Below are 16746 nucleotides of genomic sequence, written 5' to 3' on the forward strand. Positions count from 1 at the left end.
TCCGTTACTTGATCGGGAGCTCGACCTCCTGGTCGCCCACGCGCACGACCAGCGGCTCGGCCGTGGTGACGGTGTCGGGCGTCCAGAACACCGAGGTGTGCGGCACGAAGTCCATGGTGCAGGGGCCGCTCGAGATGGGCCGGGTGGTGATCTCGACCACGTTGCCCTCGTTCTCGGGCTCGATGACATCGATCTTCGACCCGACCACCGGGCACGTGGAGCTGCCCGAGATGGCGACCGCGATCTGCGAGCCCTCCTGCAGCCAGAAGGCCTGCAGGCCCTGGTCGGCGCCGCCCTCCGACTCGTTCACGATCTCCTCCTCGTCGGGGAGGCCGGAGAAGTTCTGGGTGGGGCCGGTCTCGGTGCACCCGGTGAGCACGAACGCGAAGGCGGTGGCGGCGAGAACGGCGGGAACGAGCTTTCGCATCTGCATGCCCCTACGGTATCGAATCCGCAGGCCTCACGTGGTGATGTCGGGCAGCGTGCGCCTGGCCTCCTCGAGGGGCATGCCGCTCGCCGCCAGCAGATCGAGCACCAGCGGCCGGATGGACAGCACGAGCGCCGCCTCGGCGAACGGCTGACCGGGCGTCAGCTCTCGCGGGTCGAGGCGGATGGCGACGAGCACGAGGCTCTGCCGCACCACCGGCCGCAGCTCGGGCCGGTCGATGCTCTGGCCCAGAAGAGCGGTGGCGCTCAGGATGCCCGCCAGCAGCTCGGCCAGCTCGGGGCGCTGGCGGCCGTCGCCGATCACGCTCAGCCGCCGGCTGATCACGCGCAGGTTGCGCGCCGCGTGGTCGAGGTGCAGCTGCATTGTCTGCTGCTCGGCCAGCTCGGCCCGGTGCCGCCGGAGGAACGGTGAGATGCGGGCGATGGCGGCGGCGGAGTCGAGCGAACCGCGCCACTGCTCCACGAGCACCTGGGTGCCGCGGGCCCGGCTGAGCACGAGCTCGGCGGTGTGCTGGTCGCCGATGCGGAGCACCGTGACGAGCGACGACAGGATGGCGGTGAAGGCGGCGAAGAACTTCTGGCCCTCGCGCCGGGCGGCCCGGCGCGGATCGCGCGGGATGAGTGCCGTGCAGGCCAGGGCGACGAGGCCGCCCAGGACGGCGTCGGCCGTGCGGGTGAACGGGCCACCGGCCGGAAGCGGCATGAGCGAGACCAGCGAGGCCTGCACGGCGGCGAGGATCGGCAGCCCGGGTACCGGGGACAGGAAGCGGGTGACGGTGAGCGCCACGAGCACCGTCACCGCGAACTGCCAGAGGCCCTGGCCGGCGAGCAGCAGGATCACCTCGCTGAGCGCGATGCCGATGGTCATCGCGACGGCGGTCTCGGCTACCCGGCGGGGACGCGCATCCAGCACCAGCCCGAGGCTCGACAGCGTCACGGTCACCGCGGCGATCGGGTAGGGGTGCTCGAGCAGGAAGTGCGCCAGCGCGTAGGCGATCGTGACCGCGACGGCGAGCTGGAGCAGGGCGGGGCCGCTCGCCACGGTGCGCTCGGTGGAGGCCCGGGTCAGGGCGGCCCAGCGGGCGCGCAGCGGCAGCGGGCCGTCGTCGGCGGCCGGGGCGACGGGCGCGGTCACTACCGCGTTCGGGCGCCCAGACGCGGCAGCCGCACCCGGCCGACCGCGGCACCGGCGTCGGGCCCCACGATCGTGTCGGCCGAGGCGGCCACGTCACCGGCCTCGGTGCGCACGACGAGGGGCTCCCCCTCGGGCGCCTGACGACGGAGCACGGCGAGCGCGACGGGGCCCCACTCGTGGTGGTTGCCCACCGAGGTGACCAGCCCGAGCGGTTCGGGGGCGGCGTCGGCCGGCAGCGCGGCGTCGGCCGCGAGCAGCACCGGATCGCCCGCGGCCGGCAGCACCGCGTCGGACCCGTCGAGCTGCAGCTGCACGAGGCGCCGGGGCGGGTGGCCGAGGTTGTGCACCTTCGCCACCGTCTCCTGACCGCGGTAGCAGCCCTTCGCGAGGTGGACGGCCGAGCGCATCCAGTCGAGCTCGTGCGGGATGCTGCGGTCGTCGACCTCGGTCGACAGGCGCGGGCGCCAGGCGACGATGCGCAGCGCCTCGGCCGCGAGCACGCCCGCCGCGCCGACCTCGCCGCGACGCACCGCGTCGGCCAGCGCCGGCAGCGACACCCGCGGCACGAGCGTCTCGTGCCAGAACCAGGTGGCCCCCGGGTGCTCGTCGACCGAGGCGTACTGCACTCCCCCGGCCACGATCTCGGGCCACGGGTCGGCCCAGTCGAGCACGACGCCCGACGGCGCAGCGGCCACGGCGGCGAGCGCCGGCGGCACCGGATCGCCCGCCCGGGCAGCAAGGCGCCCGACGGTCGCGAACTCCTCGCTGCGGTCGGCGATCTCGACCCGCAGCATGAACCGCATGCGCTGAAGCCACGCCTCGAGCGGCGCGGTCTCGGCCGCGTCGACGAGCAGCCACGCCGTCACGCCGTCGTCGAACAGCCGGATGGCGTGCTCGATGCGGCCGTTGGCCGAGAGCAGCAGGGTCTCGGCGGAGGAGGCGGGCGAGAGGCCCTTGAGGCTCTGGCTGGTGACGGAGTCGAGCCAGCTCAACCGGTCGGGACCCTCGACCGAGATGACACCTCGCGAGGAGAGGTCGACGATCGCGCGGCCTGCGGCGAGCATCCGCTGCTCGGAGACGGGGTTGCCGTAGTGGGCCGGCACCCCGGGATCGGGGTCGGTGCCGGCGACGGCGCCGGGGAGGTCGAGGAAGGCGGAGCGCCCCGCCACCTCAGTCGACCTTCGCGAGCCGGGCCGAGGCGTGGGTGCGGAGGTCTTGGCCGAGGGCCGCGATGTCCCACGCCCAGAGCAGGTGGTTGTCGACGAGACCGTAGAGACGGGTGGCGGCCGCGTACTCCTTGGCCGAGCGGGTGCGCACGACCGCGTCGGTGGCGAGGTCGATGCGCGGGCCCTTGACCTGGCCGAGGTAGAGCTCGCTGACGCCGGTGGGATGCACGATGGCCACCTCGATGTCGAAGCCCTCGGCCGCGTTGCGGAGTGTCTCGACCGACTGGGCGGTGTTGAACGGGCGCGGGCCCTCGCCCGGGAGCATGCCGGGGCCGGTGTCGCCCTCGATGTGCAGACGGCTGAGGCGCCAGAACCCGGTCTCGGCGGTGAGCGGCGTGGGCTCGGTCTCGTCGCCCTGGGGCAGCAGCCAGCTCGACGAGCTGTAGTTCAGGAACGGCAGGCCGTCATGGCTGAAGCTGATGCGCTGGCCGAACTCGCGCGAGATGCGCGTGGGCTCGGTGCCCTCGTCGGTGCCCTCGGGCGGGTCGATGGCGTAGTCGATGACGCCGGTGCCCTCCCACACGCCGATCAGCCAGGAGAGGGGGACGAGTTCTGCGGGGAGCCCCGTCGGGATCTCGATCACGCTCGAGCCCGCCCGCTCAGCGCTGGCCGCGGAAGAGCTTGTAGATGACGACCCCGGAGGTCCAGGCGATCGCGAGAGACGCGAGCCCGAGAAGGCCGATGAACAGGAGTTCGAGCGCGACGTAGGACATGACTAGATCTTAGCCCCCGCCGCGAACGCGATGGGCGCGAGCACGGCCGTCGCCACGGCCAGGATGACCACCGCGCCGCCGAGGCTCGCCGAGACGCGGTCGACGAAACCCTTGCGCACGGGCACCAGCAGCTGCACCCCGAAGGTGACGACGAGCGCCAGCCCCAGCACCACGGGCAGGAAGACCAGGAAGCTCGCGGGCGGCACGAACAGCCCGACCGCGACGACCGCCACGAGGGACAGGATCCACACCGGCACTACGCTTCTCATGAGCAGACTCATACCCGCCATTCTGCCCGAGTAGTATGAAGCGCAGTCATTCTCTGGAGGATCCCACGTGGCGCAGTTGTTGATCCTGACCTCTGCGGTCGACCGCGAGGTGCTTCCGGCGCTCTCGCTCCTCAGTCATCGAACGCGCCAGATCCCCGCTGAACCCTCGCAGCTCGTGAACACCCCGAACAGCGACCTCATCTTCGTCGACGCCCGGCACGACCTCGCCTCGGCCCGCTCGCTCTGCAAGATCCTCAGCACCACCGGCATCGGCGTGCCGGTCGTGCTCATCCTCACCGAGGGCGGGCTCACCGCCGTCAGCGCCGAGTGGGGCGCGGCCGACGTGGTGCTCGAATCGGCCGGTCCGGCCGAGGTCGACACGCGCATCCGGCTCGCCATCGGCCGTCAGGTGCAAGACCAGTCGACCTCGAAGATCCAGGCCTCGGGAGTCGTCATCGACGAGGCCAGCTACTCGGCCCGCGTGCACGGGCGTCCGCTCGACCTCACCTTCAAGGAGTTCGAGCTGCTGCGCTTCTTCGCCATGCACCCATCCCGGGTGTTCACCCGCGAGCAGCTGCTCAGCGAGGTGTGGGGCTACGACTACTTCGGCGGCACCCGCACGGTCGACGTGCACGTGCGGCGCCTCCGCGCGAAGCTCGGCGACCTCGAGTCGTTGATCGGCACCGTGCGCAACGTCGGCTACCGGTTCAACTTCTTCGAGGACGACAATGACCGACTCGCTCACACTCTCGGTCAGTAGCCCCGACGAGGCGCGGGAGCCGTTCCTCCGACTCGTCGCCCGGGCGGCGCTCGTCGACGGACAGCACCCCTTCAACGATCAGGCTCAGATCGACGCGGGCAAGGGCGCCCGGTCGCTGCTGCTCGCCGAGCGCGGCGGCACCGTGGTGGGTGCGGCGATCGTAGGCCAGGGCGAGCTCGAGTTCGTGATCGACCCCGAGTGGCGCGGAGAGGGCCTCGGCCGTCAGCTGCTCAGCATCGTGCTGCGCAACAACGCGCAGGGTCCGCTGCTCGCCTGGGCGCACGGCGACCACCCGGCCAGCCGCCGGCTCGCCGAGAACTACCGCTTCGACGCCGTGCGCACACTGCTGCAGCTGCGCCGCGACCTGTCGCCCGGGGTGTCCGCCCCGCGCACCGAGATCCCCTCGGGCTTCGAGGTCGTGCCCTACCGCGGTGGCCGCGACGCCGACGACTGGGTCGAACTGAACTCCCGCGTCTTCGCCGGCCACGCCGAGCAGGGTTCGATCACGGCCGACGACCTGCGCTTCCGCCAGTCGGAGGCCTGGTTCGACCCCGACGACTTCCTGCTGCTGCGCGACGACCGCGGCCGCCTCATCGGCTACAACTGGCTGAAGATCGAGCCGGGCGACACGGTGGGCGAGATCTACGTGATCGGGGTCGAGGAGGGTCACGCCGGGCAGGGGCTCGGCCGCCATCTGATGAACGCCGGCCTCAGCCGCCTCGCTGAACGCGGCTGCACCCAGGCCGCCCTCTACGTCGACGCCGACAACACGCGGGCCGTCGCGCTCTACCGCTCGCTCGGCTTCACCGACCACACCATCGACGTGCAGTACGCGCAGCGCACGGCGCGACGGTCGGCCCGGTAGCGGCATGGGGGCGCCGCGCGGGCGACGACGGCTGGCCGCGGGCATCGCCCTGGCGCTCGGCGCCCTGCTGGCGCTGACGCCGCTGAACCCCGGGGCCGTGCCGTCGGCGAGCGCCGCCGACTCCCCGGCCCGGCCGTTCGGCTCGCACCCGGTACCGCGCGCTTCCGGTGCCGCCTCCCCGCCCGGCGGCGTCTCGGCTGCCGATTCCGCCACCGCGGCCGCCTACGACGCGTGGAAGTCGCGCTATCTGAAGGCGGGGTGCGGTGACGGCCGCTACTACGTCGACGCCTCCACGGCGACGAAGTACCTCGTGGTCTCCGAGGGGCAGGGCTACGGGATGGTCGTCACCGCCCTGATGGCCGGCCACGACCCGAAGGCGCGAGCGTACTTCGACGGGCTCTACCGCTACGTGCTCGACCACCCGAGCTCGGGCGACCCGCAGCTGATGGCCTGGCACCAGCTGAAGGACTGCAGCGACGAGCCGGGCAGCGACAGCTCGGCGAGCGACGGCGACCTCGACATCGCCTACGCGCTCCTGCTCGCCGACACCCAGTGGGGTTCGGCCGGTGCCGTGGACTACGCCGGCGAGGCCCGCCGGGTGATCGCGGCGATCAAGCGCAGCGCCATGAGCCCCGACACCGCACTCCCCCTGCTCGGCGACTGGGTCGGCCCCGACAGCGACTACCGCGACGGGGTGCGCACCTCCGACCTCATGGTCGGTCACTTCCGGGCCTTCCAGGCGGCGACGGGCGACCCGTACTGGGGCGAGGCGGCCACGGCGGCGCTCGACCTGGTCGAGACGCTGCAGCGCACGGCGGCTGCAGACACGGGCCTCCTCCCCGACTTCGCGATCCGCACCGGCACGACTCCCGTGCCCGCTCCCCCGAAGTACCTGGAATCGGTGAACGACGGCACCTTCGGCTACAACGCCTGCCGCACCCCGTGGCGACTCGCCTCCTCGGCGCTGCTCGCCGGCGACACCCGCGCCGCGGCCGCGGCCGGGCGGATGGCGGGCTGGGCCGTCGGCGCCACGAAGGGCGACCCCGCCCTCCTGCGCGCGGGCTACCAGCTCGACGGCACCCCCACCGCGGACTTCTCCGACGTCGCCTTCCTCGCGCCCATGGTCGCCGGCGCCGCCGTCTCCTCCAGCCGGCAGAGCTGGGTGAACGCGGGCTGGCCCCAGCTCGTCACAGCGGGGACCGCCGGCTACTATTCGGACACCCTCCGCCTCCAGGCGATGCTGCTCGTCTCGAACAACGCCTGGCAGCCGACCACGCGAGCACCGGCGGGAGTGCATCGCATCGGCGGCGCCGACCGCTTCGTGGTCTCCGCGGCCATCTCCGCCGCGTCCTTCCCGCGCGGTACGCCCACCGTCTACGTCGCCTCGGGCGAGAACTTCCCCGACGCCCTCTCGGCCTCCGCCGCGGCAGGAGCGTTCGGCGGCCCGGTGCTGCTGGTGCGGCGCGACTCCCTGCCGCCCGACGTTCTGAACGAGCTCACCCGACTCGAGCCCGACCGCATCGTGCTGCTCGGCGGCCCCAACTCCGTCGGCGCCGCCGTCGAGCGAGCCCTCGCCGCCGTCGCCCCCGTCACCCGCATCGGCGGCGCCGACCGCTTCGAGGTCTCGGCCCGCGTGTCGGCGGCGGCGTTCCCGCGCGGCGCCGGAACCGTCTACGTCGCCTCGGGCGAGACCTTCCCCGACGCCCTCGCCGGCTCGGCCGCCGCCGGCCACGACCGCGGTCCGGTGCTGCTCGTGCGCCGCGACGGCGTGCCGACGCCGATCGGCATCGAGCTGCGCCGCCTGCAGCCGACGTCCATCGTGCTCCTCGGCGGTCCGAACGCCGTCTCCGAGACCACGAAGGCCGCGCTGGCGACGATCGCCCCCGTCTCGCGGGTCTCCGGCGCCGACCGCTTCGCCGTGGCCGCCTCGCTCTCGGCCCGCGTCTTCCCCGCGCCCGGCACCTCCACCGTCTACGTCGCCTCGGGTGCCACCTTCCCCGACGCCCTGTCGGGCTCGGCCGCGGCGATCGCGGTCGGCGCCCCCGTGCTCCTCGTCACGCGCGACGCGATCCCCGCCGCCATCGCGGCCGAGCTGAAGCGCCTGAAGCCGGCTCGCATCGTCGTGCTCGGCGGAACCGCCCCGGTCTCCTCGGCGACCGAGGCCGCCCTGCGGGCCTATCTCGCCCCGTCGGGCTGACCCGTTCATCCGCTGGACACGTCGTGGGTGACATGATGTTCGCATGGACGACGACATCATCTCGCTCGACGCCGGCGTCGTGACCGACTTCGACGACGACTACGACGAGGCCGCCCCGCAGACCACCGGCGAGCCGCTGCCCGAGGGCCGCTACCTCGACCGCGAGCTGAGCTGGCTCGCCTTCAACACCCGCGTGCTCGAGCTCGCCGAAGACCCGACGGTGCCGGTGCTCGAACGCGCCAACTTCCTCGCCATCTTCGCCTCGAACCTCGACGAGTTCTTCATGGTGCGGGTCGCCGGCCTGAAGCGCCGCATCCTCACCGACCTCGCGGTGCCCACCAACATCGGCCGCCGTCCCACCGACGTGCTCGAGGACATCTCGATCAAGGCCCACGAGCTCCAGGCCCGGCACGCAGCGGCCTACCAAGACCTCGTGCGTCCGGCACTGGCGGAGGCGGGCATCCGCATCGCCACCTACGACGAGCTCGACGAGGCCGACCGGGTCAACCTGCGCGACATCTTCTCGAACCAGATCTTCCCGGTGCTGATGCCGCTCGCGGTCGACCCCGCGCATCCGTTCCCCTACATCTCGGGCCTGTCGCTCAACCTGTCGGTGCGCGTGCGCAACGCCAAGACCGGCAAGGAGGAGTTCGCGCGCCTCAAGGTGCCCCAGGTGCTCAGCCGCTTCATCCGGGTCGACCACCGCGAGACCTCCGACGAGGTGCGCTTCATCACGCTGGAAGACCTGATCTCCAACCACCTGGGCGACCTGTTCCCCGGCATGGAGATCGTCGAGCACCACGTCTTCCGCGTCACCCGCAACGAGGACGTCGAGGTCGAGGAGGACGAGACCGAGAACCTGCTGCAGGCGCTCGAGAAGGAGCTGCTCCGACGCCGCTTCGGTCCTCCCATCCGCCTCGAGGTCAGCGACGACATGGATGCCGTCACCCTCGAGCTGATCGTGCGCGAGCTCGACATCACCGAGCAGGAGGTCTACCGCCTGCCGTCGCCGCTGGATCTCGGCGGCCTGTTCGACCTCACGCGCATCCCCCGGCCCGACCTGAAGTACCCCAAGCACGTGCCCACGACGGCCGCCGCGCTGCTGCCGCCCGAGCCCAACGCGAAGCCCGACATCTTCAAGGCCATCTCGCGCGGCGACATCCTGCTGCACCACCCCTACGAGTCGTTCGCGACCAGCGTGCAGGCCTTCCTCGAGCAGGCCGCGGCCGACCCGAACGTGCTCGCCATCAAGCAGACGCTCTACCGCACGAGCGGTGACAGCCCCATCGTCGAGGCCCTGATCGACGCCGCCGAGGCCGGCAAGCAGGTGCTCGCGCTGGTCGAGATCAAGGCCCGCTTCGACGAGCAGGCCAACATCTCCTGGGCCCGCAAGCTCGAGAAGGCCGGCGTGCACGTCGTCTACGGCCTCGTCGGGCTGAAGACCCACTGCAAGCTCGCGCTGGTCATCCGTCAGGAGAAGGGCCGGCTGAAGAGCTACAGCCACATCGGCACGGGCAACTACAACCCCAAGACCTCGCGCATCTACGAAGACCTGGGCCTGCTCACCGCCGACGACCAGGTGGGCAAAGACCTCACCCGACTGTTCAACGAGCTCTCGGGCTACGCCATCGAGAAGAAATTCAAGCGCCTGCTCGTCGCGCCCTTGCACCTGCGCAAGGGCCTGCTCAAGCGCATCGCCGTCGAGGCCGAGAACGCGCGCAAGGGGCTGCCGTCGGGCATCCGCATCAAGCTCAACTCGATCGTCGACGAGGCCATCATCGACGGGCTCTACCGCGCCAGCCAGGCCGGGGTGCCGATCGACATCTGGGTGCGCGGTATCTGCGCGCTGAAGCCCGGCCAGGAGGGGCTCAGCGAGACCATCCGGGTGCGCTCGATCCTCGGCCGCTACCTCGAGCACTCGCGCATCTTCTCGTTCGTCAACGACGGCGACCCGCAGGTCTACATCGGCAGCGCCGACATGATGCACCGCAACCTCGACCGCCGCGTCGAGGCCCTGGTGCGCCTCGTCGACCCCGGTCACCTGAAGGAGATCGACGCGCTGTTCGAGATGGCCATGAGCGACTCCACCTCGTCGTGGGCACTCGACGCCGACGGCACCTGGACCCGCTCGGAGTTCGACGCCGAGGGCGCCCCGCTGATCGACCTGCAGGACGAGCTGATGCACATCGTCAGCCGCCGCAAGCGCCCGGGCACCACGCGGTGACGGTCTTCGCCGCGGGAGCGGTGTGCTGGCGGGTCGTCGACGGCAAGGTGAAGGTGCTGGTCATCCACCGTTCGGCCCACCGCGACGTCTCGCTGCCGAAGGGCAAGGTCGACCCCGGCGAGACCCTGCCGCAGACCGCCGTGCGCGAGGTCGTCGAGGAGACCGGGCTCGCCGTCACCCTCGGCGTGCCCCTCGGCATGACGAACTACACCATGCCGAACGGCCGCGAGAAGGTCGTGCACTACTGGGCCGCCGAGGTCACCGACGCCGCCGTGCTCGCGTCGTCGTTCCTGCCCAACGGCGAGGTCGCGGCGCTCGAGTGGCTGCCCATCCGCAAGGCCCTCTCGGCCCTCACCTACGAGCGCGACGCCGAGATCGTCGAGCGGTTCAGGATGCTCGTCGACGAGGGTGTCACGCGCACCTTCGCCGTGATCGCCCTCCGCCACGCCAAGGCCGTCCCGCCCTACCAGTTCGACGGGCCCGACGCCTCCCGGCACCTCACCGAACGCGGACGCGGCGAGGCGAAGTCCATCGTCCCCGCCCTCGCCAGCTTCGGCCCCGCGCGCATCGTCAGCTCGACCGCGAAGCGCTGCCGGCAGACCGTCGAACCGCTCTCGAAGACCCTGCACCTCGACGTCAAGACGACGGATGCGATCAGCCAAGACGCGTTCGAGTCGGGCGACGACGGAATCCGCGAGGTGGTCGGCAAGCGCATCCGCAAGCGCATCACGACGGTGCTCTGCAGCCACGGCCCCGTGCTGCCCGAGATCGTGCGCGAGGTCGCCCTGGCCACCGGAACGGCGTCGCGCGTGAGCGCCTCGCGGGCCGGCGACCTGCCGGTGGCGGGCTTCTCGGTGCTGCACCTCTCGGTCGACCGCCCGGGCTCCGGCATCATCGCGATCGAGACGCACGTGCCGCAGTAGGCACGGCACCCTCACGAGGAACTCCGGCTGTTCACCTTCCGTTCACCCCTGGGCGGCAGGCTCTTAAGCCGTGGCGCTTAGCGTCTCAGACGGGCCCGCACCGGCCCGACCTGACATCACTCCGAAAGGGAGATTCCTCGTGAAGCTCAAGCGCTATGCCGCCCCCGCGGTCATCGCCATCACCGCAGCCCTCGCCCTGAGCGCCTGCGCCTCGAACGAAGGCGGCGCTCCCGCCGCCGGCGGCTCCTCCGACGCCGCCGCCTCGACTCTCACCGGCACCCTGACCGGTATCGGCTCCTCGGCCCAGGGCTCGGCCCAGGAGGCCTGGATCGCCGCGTTCCAGACCGCGAACCCCGACGTCACCGTCAACTACGACCCGCAGGGCTCCGGCGCCGGTCGCGAGAGCTTCATCTCCGGCGCGTCCGCCTTCGCCGGCTCCGACTCGGCCCTGAACGACGACGAGCTCGCCGGCTCGTTCGCCAGCTGCGCCCCCGACACCAAGGCGATCGACCTGCCGGTCTACATCTCGCCGATCGCCGTCGTGTTCAACGTCGAGGGCGTGAAGGACCTGAACCTCGACGCGACCACCATCGCGAACATCTTCTCGGGCAAGATCACCACCTGGAACGACCCGGCCATCGCCGCGCTGAACGCCGACGCGACGCTCCCCTCGGCCCCGATCACCGCCGTTCACCGTTCGGACGACTCGGGCACCACGAAGAACTTCACCGACTACCTCGGCAAGGTCGCCCCCGAGGCGTGGGCCGAGAAGGCCGCCGACGCGTTCCCCTTCCAGTCGGGTGAGGGCGCGCAGGGCACCTCCGGTGTCATCCAGGCCGTCACCAACGGCGTGAACACCATCGGCTACGCCGACGCCTCGAAGGCCGGCGACCTCGGTGTCGCCAAGATCAAGGTCGGCGACGAGTTCGTCGAGTACACCGCCGAGGGCGCTGCCGCCGTCGTCGAGGAGTCGCCGCTGGTCGAGGGCCGTGAGGCCAACGACCTCGCCGTCGCCCTCGACCGCTCGACCACCGACCCGAGCCACTACCCGCTGGTGCTCGTGTCGTACGCGATCGCGTGCCAGGAGTACGCCGACGCCGCCCAGGCCGACCTCGTGAAGGCCTACATCGGCTACATCGCCTCGGAGGAGGGCCAGCAGGTGGCCGCCGACGCCGCCGGTGCCGCGCCGCTCTCGGCCGACCTGTCGTCGAAGGTCGCCGCCGCGATCGAGACCATCAAGTAACACCGCTTGTCACCTCTGTCCGGTTCCGGTCCCCGCTCGGGGATCCGGAACCGGACAGAACCGGGTCAGGGCCCAACCCGAACCCCGCCCCACACCAGCACCCGATGACTCCTCACCCAGGACGACAGGAGACGAGCTCCATGACCACCGCCCCCGTCAAGCCGGCCGCACCGCCGCGGCTCAAGGCCAAGCAACGGCCGGGTGACCGCATCTTCTCGACCGCCACGGTCGCCGCGGGCTCGCTCATCCTCGTCACCCTCGCCGCCGTCACGATCTTCCTGATCGCCCAGAGCATCCCCGCCTTCACCGCGGAGCCGGGCGACCTCAAGGGCGGCGCCGAGAACTTCTGGGCCTACGTCGGCCCGCTGGTGTTCGGCACCATCTGGGCGGCGTTCCTCGCCCTGCTGATCGCCGTGCCGCTCGCCATCGGCATCGCCCTCTTCATCTCGCACTACGCGCCCCGCCGGCTCGCCCAGGGCCTCGGCTACGTGATCGACCTGCTGGCCGCCGTGCCGAGTGTCGTCTTCGGCCTCTGGGGCATCACGGTGCTCGCACCGTTCGTGCAGCCCTTCTGGTCCACGCTGGTCGACCTGTTCGGCTGGTTCCCGCTCTTCGCCGGCCCGGTCTCCGGCACCGGCCGCACCATCCTCACCGTCGCCATCGTGCTGGCGGTGATGATCCTGCCGATCATCACCGCCCTCAGCCGCGAGATCTTCCTGCAGACGCCGAAGCTGCACGAGGAGGCCGCCCTGGCCCTCGGCGCCACCCGCTGGGAGATGATCCGCACGGCCGTGCTGCCGTTCGGCCGCCCCGGCATCGTGTCCGCCTCGATGCTCGGCCTCGGCCGCGCGCTCGGCGAGACCATGGCCGTCGCGATGGTGCTCTCGCCCCAGGTTCTGATCTCCTTCGCCCTGCTGCAGTCGACGAACCCCACCACGATCGCCGCGAACATCGCCCTGAACTTCCCCGAGGCCCACGGCGTCGGGGTGAACGTGCTGATCGCGACCGGCCTCATCCTCTTCGTCATCACCTTCGCGGTGAACTTCATCGCCCGTGCCATCGTCAACCGCCGCAAGGCCTTCTCGGGAGCCAACTAGTCATGACGACGACCACCACTCCCCCCACGCGGCAGGCGGAGCCCATCGCCAACTCGCTCACCACGGGCATCCTGCCCAAGTACGTGCCGTGGCTGCTGCTCGTCACCAGCTGGGTCATCGTCGGCTCGGTCTTCGTCATCCTGATGGCCGCCGGCGTCAACGAGAACTTCAACGTCGTCGGTGCCGTGTTCTTCGGCACCGTGCTCTGGGTGATCGTCAACTACGTCGTCTCCCGGGTCTACGAGGGCCCGCGGCCCGCGATGAACCGCTTCGTCACCTCACTGGTGTCGCTCGCCTTCGTGATCGCACTGCTGCCGCTGATCTCGCTGCTGTACACCGTGATCTCGAACGGCATCCCCCGCTTCGACCTGCCGTTCTTCAGCGAGTCGATGCGCAACGTGGTGGGCGAGGGCGGCGGCGCGCTGCACGCCATCGTCGGCACGCTCGAGATCACGGGCATGGCCACGCTGATCTCGGTGCCGGTGGGCCTGCTCACCGCCATCTACCTGGTCGAGTACGGCCGCGGACACCTCGCCCGCGCGATCACCTTCCTCGTCGACGTGATGACGGGCATCCCCTCGATCGTCGCCGGACTGTTCGCCTTCGCGTTCTTCGCGCTCATCCTGAACCAGCCGGGTATCCGCTTCGGCTTCGGCGGCGCCGTCGCGCTGTCGGTGTTGATGATCCCGGTGGTGGTGCGCTCGAGCGAGGAGATGCTGAAGCTCGTGCCGAACGAGCTGCGCGAGGCGGCCTACGCCCTCGGCGTGCCGAAGTGGCTCACCATCGTCAAGGTCGTGCTGCCCACCTCGATCGCCGGCATCACGACCGGTGTGATGCTCGCCATCTCCCGCGTCATCGGCGAGACCGCGCCGCTGCTCATCATCGCCGGCTTCACGCAGAGCATGAACTACAACTTGTTCAGCGAGCGCATGATGACGCTGCCGGTGTTCGTCTACACCCAGTACGCCAACCAGGGCACGGATGCCCAGGCCTACCTCGACCGCGCGTGGGCCGGCGCCCTCACCCTCGTCGTGATCGTGATGGCCCTGAACCTCGTGGCGCGCATCGTCGCCAAGGTCTTCTCCCCCAAGCTCGGCCGCTGACCCGGCCTGTCGAACCCACCGCAACCCGAAGGAACTCGAGTGTCCAAGCGCATCGAAGTCAACGATCTCAACGTCTACTACAGCAGCTTCCTGGCCGTCGAGGGCGTCTCGCTCACGATCGAGCCCCGCACCGTCACCGCCTTCATCGGCCCGTCGGGCTGCGGCAAGTCCACCTTCCTGCGCACGCTGAACCGCATGCACGAGGTCATCCCCGGCGCCCACGTCGAGGGTGAGGTGCTGATCGACGGCAACAACCTCTACGGCCCCGGCGTCGACCCGGTGCTCGTGCGCCGTCAGGTGGGCATGGTGTTCCAGCGCCCGAACCCGTTCCCCACCATGTCGATCGGCGAGAACGTGCTGGCCGGCGTGAAGCTGAACAACAAGCGCATGTCGAAGAGCGACTCCGACGCGCTGATCGAGAAGTCGCTGCGCGGCGCCAACCTCTGGAACGAGGTCAAGGACCGCCTGAACGCCCCCGGCTCCGGCCTCTCGGGCGGTCAGCAGCAGCGCCTGTGCATCGCCCGCGCGATCGCCGTCTCCCCCGACGTCATCCTGATGGACGAGCCGTGCTCGGCCCTCGACCCCATCTCGACGCTCGCGATCGAAGACCTGATCGAGGAGCTCAAGTCGGAGTACACGGTCGTCATCGTGACCCACAACATGCAGCAGGCCTCGCGCGTCAGCGACCGCACCGCGTTCTTCAACATCGCGGGCACGGGCAAGCCCGGCAAGCTGATCGAGTACGCCGACACCACGACGATCTTCTCGAACCCGACCGTGAAGGACACCGAGGACTACGTGAGCGGTCGTTTCGGATGAGCTGACGCTCCCCGCACACGACGAAGCCCCCTCCCGATCGGATCGGAAGGGGGCTTCGGTCTGTGCGGGGCCGTGGCCCTGAGGTCGCCGGCTAGGCCGACTGCACCGCGAAGATGGGCTCGGTGGTGGGCTGCTGCGAGCCGCCCGCCGGCTCGACCGTGACGCCGACGACGTCGCCGGCGCTCATCGTGCCCTCGAGCACGTGCCACGACGTTCCGGCCGAGGCGGCGCTGAACGTGCCGGCCGCGACGGGGCCCTTCGAGTCGATGTACCAGGCCTCGTAGACCTTGCCCTCGGGCAGCTCGGGCAGGCCCTCGGCGAGCACCGCCGAGCGGCCGAGCTCGTTCGACCAGACGACGGTGGCGTTGCCGCCGCCGGCGACGGGAACCGAGGCGCGCTGCACGTCGGAGGCCGCCGTGATGCGGGCGAGCTCGCCGGCCGAGGAGTCGGCCACGTCGGAGGTGGAGGTGCCGTTGACCAGGGCGCTGCCGACGAAGCCGCCGCCGACGAACAGGGCGGCGGCAGCGGCGACCGCGGCCACGAGGGTGGTGGGCCGGGCGAACCAGCGCAGGCGGGCACGGTTCTCGGCGCCTCCGGCCGGGCGCGCCTCGACGGGGGCCGCTTGCCCCACGGCGGTCGGCAGGCCCTCGTCGGAGGGGGCGGCGGGGGTGATGTCGGGGAGGGCGGCACGCGCATCCGCCACCGTCTCGGCCTCGGCCGTGCGGGTGGGGAGCGCGGGAAGCTGGGGCGTGAGCAGCAGCTTCGCCATCAGCTCGCGCTTGAGCTCGGGCGAGGGCTCCACCGGGGTGACCGACAGCCCGATCAGGGCGGCGGTCTCCCGCAGCTCGTCGGTCTCCTCGCGCAGGGAGGCCGACGTGCGGACCGCCTGCTCGAACTCGGCGGTCTCGGCTGCGGAGAGGGCATCGAGAGCGTAGGCGCCGGTGGAGACGCGGGGGTCGAAGCCCTCGCCGTTCGTGTCGTCGGTGCGGTCGGTCATGATGTCACCCCCAGGGCGTCTCGAAGTCGGATCATTCCATCGCGCAATCGTGTCTTGACCGTGCCCACGGGCACGGAGAGCAGGGCGGCGACCTCGGTGTGGCTGTAGCCGCCGTAGTAGGCGAGCGAGATGGCCTCGCGCTGGAGGGCGGTGAGCTGTGTCATGGCCCGCTTCACCCTCTCGTGCTCGATGCGGATCTCGACGGTCTCGCTGACGCTGTCGTAATCCGCCTCGATGTCGCGGAGGCCGATTTTCTCGTCGCGGTCATGACTGGACTGCGACGAGCGCACCCGGTCGACCGCGCGGCGGTGGGCCATCGTGAGGATCCACGCCATGGCGCTGCCGCGTGCCTGCTCGAAGCGCGACGCCGTGCGCCAGACCTCGAGCAGCACCTCCTGAGTGACCTCCTCGGATTGCGAGTGGTCGATCAGGACGCGCCTGACGAGACCGAGCACCCGGGCCGCCACGCGGTCGTAGAGCTCGGAGAACGACTGGGCGTCGCCCTGGGCCACCTGCAGCAGCAGGCTCTCGAGGGTCGCCGCGGAGTCGACGCCCTCGGCGTCGTCGCGCTGCCCTCTGTCGGTCGTCACGAGTTCAAGCATGACAGGTCACGCTCTCTTCCGTGTCGATGGCGCCTCGTCTGGTCACGATCGTTATTCGGAACCGTGCGGGCCGTGGATTGCCCTTCGGCCTCACGGATTCGGAGGAGATCGGCAGGCGGGGGCGCC

16 protein-coding genes are annotated in these 16746 nt (G+C 71.0%); 9 read left to right on the forward strand and 7 right to left on the reverse strand.

Annotated features, from left to right (window positions below):
• Positions 1–4: 4 nt before the first annotated feature.
• The 5 genes from NVV95_RS09235 to NVV95_RS09255 all read right to left on the reverse strand — a co-directional run bounded on the left by NVV95_RS09235 (position 5) and on the right by NVV95_RS09255 (position 3790).
• Positions 5–433 (reverse strand): hypothetical protein, encoded by a 429-nt coding sequence (locus tag NVV95_RS09235; protein WP_259486245.1) that lies wholly within the window; start codon positions 431–433, stop codon positions 5–7.
• A gap of 27 nt (positions 434–460) precedes the next feature.
• A complete protein-coding gene (locus NVV95_RS09240; RefSeq protein ID WP_259486246.1) occupies positions 461–1582 on the reverse strand; it encodes an FUSC family protein in 1122 nt (373 codons plus the stop codon).
• Positions 1582–2751 (reverse strand): CAF17-like 4Fe-4S cluster assembly/insertion protein YgfZ, encoded by a 1170-nt coding sequence (ygfZ, locus tag NVV95_RS09245; protein ID WP_259486247.1) that lies wholly within the window; start codon positions 2749–2751, stop codon positions 1582–1584. The genes NVV95_RS09240 and ygfZ overlap by 1 nt, the downstream gene beginning before the upstream one ends.
• Position 2752: 1 nt before the next feature.
• The gene (locus NVV95_RS09250; RefSeq protein ID WP_259486248.1) at positions 2753–3391 is read right to left on the reverse strand and encodes a nitrobindin family protein; all 639 of its coding nucleotides are present in this window, start codon (positions 3389–3391) and stop codon (positions 2753–2755) included.
• A 132-nt stretch (positions 3392–3523) separates the two neighbouring features.
• Positions 3524–3790, reverse strand: a complete 267-nt coding sequence (locus tag NVV95_RS09255; RefSeq protein WP_259486249.1) for a hypothetical protein — start codon at positions 3788–3790, stop codon at positions 3524–3526.
• 67 nt (positions 3791–3857) lie between these two features.
• Between NVV95_RS09255 and NVV95_RS09260 the strand changes: the two genes are divergently transcribed.
• From NVV95_RS09260 to pstB, 9 genes are all read left to right on the forward strand, one after another.
• A complete protein-coding gene (locus NVV95_RS09260; RefSeq protein WP_259486250.1) occupies positions 3858–4550 on the forward strand; it encodes a response regulator transcription factor in 693 nt (230 codons plus the stop codon).
• Positions 4519–5415 carry a mycothiol synthase gene (mshD, locus tag NVV95_RS09265; RefSeq protein ID WP_259486251.1) on the forward strand — a complete coding sequence of 299 codons (897 nt, stop codon included), beginning with the start codon at positions 4519–4521 and terminating at the stop codon, positions 5413–5415. The genes NVV95_RS09260 and mshD overlap by 32 nt, the downstream gene beginning before the upstream one ends.
• Before the next feature lie 4 nt (positions 5416–5419).
• Positions 5420–7612, forward strand: coding sequence for a glycosyl hydrolase family 8 (locus tag NVV95_RS09270; RefSeq protein WP_259486252.1), 2193 nt, complete (start codon positions 5420–5422; stop codon positions 7610–7612).
• 43 nt (positions 7613–7655) lie between these two features.
• Positions 7656–9836, forward strand: coding sequence for an RNA degradosome polyphosphate kinase (locus NVV95_RS09275; protein ID WP_259486253.1), 2181 nt, complete (start codon positions 7656–7658; stop codon positions 9834–9836).
• Entirely contained in the window at positions 9833–10759 is a 927-nt protein-coding gene (locus tag NVV95_RS09280; protein WP_259486254.1) for an NUDIX hydrolase, read from the forward strand. The genes NVV95_RS09275 and NVV95_RS09280 overlap by 4 nt, the downstream gene beginning before the upstream one ends.
• 139 nt (positions 10760–10898) lie before the next feature.
• Positions 10899–12002, forward strand: coding sequence for a phosphate ABC transporter substrate-binding protein PstS (pstS, locus tag NVV95_RS09285; protein ID WP_259486255.1), 1104 nt, complete (start codon positions 10899–10901; stop codon positions 12000–12002).
• A 140-nt stretch (positions 12003–12142) separates the two neighbouring features.
• Positions 12143–13099 (forward strand): phosphate ABC transporter permease subunit PstC, encoded by a 957-nt coding sequence (gene pstC, locus NVV95_RS09290; RefSeq protein WP_259486256.1) that lies wholly within the window; start codon positions 12143–12145, stop codon positions 13097–13099.
• A 2-nt stretch (positions 13100–13101) separates the two neighbouring features.
• Positions 13102–14202: a phosphate ABC transporter permease PstA gene (gene pstA, locus NVV95_RS09295; RefSeq protein WP_259486257.1), complete on the forward strand. Its 1101-nt coding sequence runs from the start codon at positions 13102–13104 to the stop codon at positions 14200–14202.
• A 39-nt stretch (positions 14203–14241) separates the two neighbouring features.
• The gene (gene pstB, locus NVV95_RS09300; protein ID WP_259486258.1) at positions 14242–15021 is read left to right on the forward strand and encodes a phosphate ABC transporter ATP-binding protein PstB; all 780 of its coding nucleotides are present in this window, start codon (positions 14242–14244) and stop codon (positions 15019–15021) included.
• A gap of 91 nt (positions 15022–15112) precedes the next feature.
• Here pstB and NVV95_RS09305 read toward each other — a convergent pair whose 3' ends face one another.
• Together NVV95_RS09305 and sigK are read right to left on the reverse strand one after the other, a co-directional pair.
• On the reverse strand, positions 15113–16018 hold the full coding sequence (locus tag NVV95_RS09305) for an anti-sigma factor (protein ID WP_259486259.1): 906 nt from the start codon (positions 16016–16018) through the stop codon (positions 15113–15115).
• Positions 16015–16620, reverse strand: coding sequence for an ECF RNA polymerase sigma factor SigK (sigK, locus tag NVV95_RS09310; RefSeq protein ID WP_375163797.1), 606 nt, complete (start codon positions 16618–16620; stop codon positions 16015–16017). The genes NVV95_RS09305 and sigK overlap by 4 nt, the downstream gene beginning before the upstream one ends.
• Positions 16621–16746: the final 126 nt, after the last annotated feature.

The sequence above is a fragment of the Herbiconiux gentiana genome, from assembly GCF_024978135.1.
Lineage (GTDB): Bacteria > Actinomycetota > Actinomycetes > Actinomycetales > Microbacteriaceae > Herbiconiux > Herbiconiux gentiana.